The 2,673-nt window shown below is 63.2% G+C and carries 2 protein-coding genes and 1 pseudogene; 2 read left to right on the top strand and 1 reads right to left on the bottom strand.

Annotated elements, in window-relative coordinates; all coding sequences use genetic code 11:
- Position 1: 1 nt before the first annotated feature.
- Together EN969_RS25865 and EN969_RS25860 are read left to right on the top strand one after the other, a co-directional pair.
- On the top strand, positions 2-1,456 hold the full coding sequence (locus tag EN969_RS25865; RefSeq protein ID WP_245467503.1) for an altronate dehydratase family protein: 1,455 nt from the start codon (positions 2-4) through the stop codon (positions 1,454-1,456).
- 66 nt (positions 1,457-1,522) lie between these two features.
- Entirely contained in the window at positions 1,523-2,269 is a 747-nt protein-coding gene (locus EN969_RS25860; RefSeq protein ID WP_013528170.1) for an SDR family NAD(P)-dependent oxidoreductase, read from the top strand.
- Positions 2,270-2,283: 14 nt separating this feature from the next.
- Here the strand turns inward: EN969_RS25860 and EN969_RS25855 are convergent.
- Positions 2,284-2,673 (bottom strand): annotated as a pseudogene (locus EN969_RS25855) (dihydrodipicolinate synthase family protein); the annotation flags it as partial.

Here is a 2,673-nt window from a genome sequence, read left to right as displayed (position 1 = left end):
GTTGAAGATCGGCGAAAAAGCCGGTGACGTGGCTGCCAGGGCACGCATACCGCGCGGGCACAAAATGGCCTTGCGCGACATCGGCTCGGACCAGCCGATCGTGAAATACGGCCAGACCATCGGTTTTGCGCGGGAACCAATCGTCGCCGGCGACTGGGTTCACGAGCACAATGTGTATCTGCGAAATTTCGAACGCGACTACGTCTTCGGCACGAATACCAGGCAAACCGAGATCGTTGCCGAGGCCGAGCGCGCTACTTTCATGGGTTACCGCCGGCCGAGCGGCAAGGTGGGCACGCGCAACTTCATTGCCGTCCTGACCTCGGTGAACTGCTCTGCCAGCGTCGCCCGGTTCATCACCGACGAGGTCAACCGGTCTGGCATCCTGCGCGACTATCCCAATGTCGACGGTATCATCGCACTCGTCCACGGCACTGGCTGCGGCATCGACACCAAGGGTCCCGCTTACGACCTGTTGAAAAGGACGCAATGGGGCTTTGCCACGAACCCCAATATCGGCGGCGTGCTGATGGTCGGACTCGGCTGCGAAGCGTTCCAGATCCCACGCTGGATGCAGTCGTACAACATCAAGGAGAGCACGATTTTCCGCACGATGACCATCCAGGAAACCGGCGGTACGCGAAAGACGGTCGAGGCTGGCGTGAAGGCGATCGTCGACATGCTGCCTACGGTGAACGCCGCCGAAAGGACGCCGCAACCAGCCTCCGAACTGGTGCTTGCGCTGCAATGCGGCGGATCGGACGGTTACTCCGGCATCAGCGCCAATCCGGCACTAGGTGCTGCGGTGGACCTGCTTGTCGGGCAAGGCGGTACGGCGGTGCTCTCGGAGACGCCCGAGATCTATGGCGCCGAACATCTCCTCGCCTTGCGCGCCGAGAGCCGCGCGGTGGGCGAAAAGCTGATCGAACGCATCCGCTGGTGGGAGGATTATACCGCCAGGCACGACATGGAGATGAACAACAACCCTTCGCCCGGCAACAAGCTGGGTGGGTTGACGACCATCCTGGAGAAATCGCTCGGCGCTTCCGCCAAGGGCGGCACCACCAATCTGCGGGCGGTGCTGGAATATGCCGAGCCGATCAACGAGCGCGGCCTCGTCTTCATGGATACGCCCGGCTACGACCCGGTCTCGGCCACCGGGCAGGTCGCCGGCGGCGCCAACATATTGTGCTTCACCACCGGCCGCGGTTCGGCCTTCGGCTGCAAGCCGACGCCCTCGATCAAGCTTGCCTCCAACAGCTTCATCTTCGAGCAGATGCGCGAGGACATGGATATCAATTGCGGAGACATACTGGACGGCGTCTCGCTGGCCGAGAAGGGCGAGGAGATCTTTGCCGAGATCCTGCGCGTCGCTTCCGGCGGGCGCACCAGGTCGGAAGCGCTCGGCTATGGCGACAACGAGTTCGTGCCATGGAGCCTTGGCGCGACCATGTAGCGATCGCCGGCCTGCACAGGCCGGCCTTTATCCCGGAAGTAGCTCAAACGGAAAGAACCGCTCGACATGAACAGGATCGATCTTGACGGCCAGCACGCTGTGGTCACCGGTGGCGCCCAAGGCCTCGGCTTCGCGATGGCCAGGCGTTTCGTCGCTTCCGGCGCGACGGTCAGCTTGTGGGATCTCGATGAGGCCCGCCTCGAAACCGCCAAGAAGGAACTCGGCAACGCTGCCACGACAGAGATCGTGGACGTCGCCGATTGGACGTCGGTGGACGCGGCGCGCGCCAGGACCGAAGATCTGGCCGGCAAGATTTCCATTCTGGTCAATTCCGCCGGAATTGCCGGCCCTGCCGCCCCGCTCGACGTCTACGACATCGAGACGTGGAAGAAGGTCATCGACGTCAACGTAAACGGTACGTTCTACGTCAATCGCGCCGTGGTTCCCGGAATGAAGGAGCGCAATTACGGACGGATCGTCAACATCGCTTCGGTCGCCGGCAAGGAGGGCAACCCCAACGCCTCCGCCTATTCAGCCTCGAAGGCGGCGGTCATCGGCTTGACCAAGTCGCTCGGCAAGGAACTGGCGCAGTACGACATCGCCGTGAACTGCATCTCGCCGGCCACGGCACAGACGCGCATCCTCGAACAGCTGACGCCGGAGCACATCGAATATATGCGCTCGCGCATTCCGCGCGGCCGCCTGCTGGAGGTCGACGAAGCCGCGGCGATGGTCGCCTGGCTCGTCTCCAAGGAGAACAGTTTCACGACCGCCTCCACGTTCGACCTGTCGGGTGGGCGGACGACCTATTGACGGGCAGTTGCCGTTCAGCCAGGCAACCGACCGAGGCCAGCCGCAAAGCGCGCCACCATCGCCACGCCGGTCTCGTTGGGCCGCATCGCCGGAGCCCGGTCGTGTATCGGGATGCCTGCGCGGGCGCCGAACAGCCGCTTGCCGTAGCAGATCAGGTTCTCGATGCCCTGCATGACGAAGACCGCTGCCGGCAGCATTCTTGCGTACTCGGCCTCGGCCGTCGCTTCGTCACCGATCCGAAACGCATTGTAGGCGCGCACGGCGAGGTCGATGCCATCAGGCGCCAGGATCATGCCGCGGCAACCGATGCGGAAATTGTCGATCAGTTCAAGGCCGCCGCGTCCGTTGAAAACGGGTATCCGGCCTTCGGTGCGTTCGATCAATCCGGCAATGTCGGTGACAGG

The sequence above is a fragment of the Mesorhizobium sp. M7A.F.Ca.CA.003.01.2.1 genome (genome assembly GCF_003998945.1).
Taxonomy (GTDB): domain Bacteria; phylum Pseudomonadota; class Alphaproteobacteria; order Rhizobiales; family Rhizobiaceae; genus Mesorhizobium; species Mesorhizobium ciceri.
This window is presented reverse-complemented; position numbering and strand designations above follow the sequence as displayed.

What these genes read in the sequence shown, in the direction of transcription:
- EN969_RS25860 (WP_013528170.1), top strand. Translation starts at nt 1,523, where the DNA reads ATGAACAGGATCGATCTTGACGGCCAGCACGCTGTGGTCACCGGTGGC.